The organism is Mammaliicoccus sp. H-M34, assembly GCF_022386495.1.
GTDB lineage: Bacteria > Bacillota > Bacilli > Staphylococcales > Staphylococcaceae > Mammaliicoccus > Mammaliicoccus fleurettii.
On sequence record NZ_JAJNIK010000026.1, the window covers coordinates 1 to 452 of the forward strand.

3 tRNA genes are annotated in these 452 nt (G+C 48.2%); all 3 read left to right on the forward strand.

The features are described 5' to 3' along the window. Positions 1-93 precede the first annotated feature (93 nt). The 3 genes from LQ608_RS12375 (at position 94) to LQ608_RS12385 (ending at position 347) form a co-directional block, all read left to right on the forward strand. Positions 94-170: transfer RNA gene (locus LQ608_RS12375), tRNA-Arg, on the forward strand. Positions 171-181: 11 nt separating this feature from the next. Further along, positions 182-255, forward strand: a tRNA-Pro gene (locus tag LQ608_RS12380). A gap of 16 nt (positions 256-271) precedes the next feature. Next, positions 272-347, forward strand: a tRNA-Ala gene (locus LQ608_RS12385). Positions 348-452: the final 105 nt, after the last annotated feature.

A 452-nucleotide genomic window follows, 5' to 3' on the forward strand; every position in this document is an offset into this window, starting at 1 on the left:
CGGGGTGGCGGAACTGGCAGACGCACAGGACTTAAAATCCTGCGGTAAGTGATTACCGTACCGGTTCGATTCCGGTCCTCGGCACCATTTTTAGCGCCCGTAGCTCAATTGGATAGAGCGTTTGACTACGGATCAAGAGGCTAGGGGTTCGACTCCTCTCGGGCGCGCCATTTTTAAATAACGGGAAGTAGCTCAGCTTGGTAGAGCACTTGGTTTGGGACCAAGGGGTCGCAGGTTCGAATCCTGTCTTCCCGACTTCTATTAATATCTTGGGGGCTTAGCTCAGATGGGAGAGCGCCTGCTTTGCACGCAGGAGGTCAGCGGTTCGATCCCGCTAGTCTCCACCATTTTTAAAATAGATAATGAACATTGAAAACTGAATGACAATATGTCAACGTTAATTCCAATAATTGAGTACTTATAGTACTTCAAAGAGTGATTGGCTTAACCAA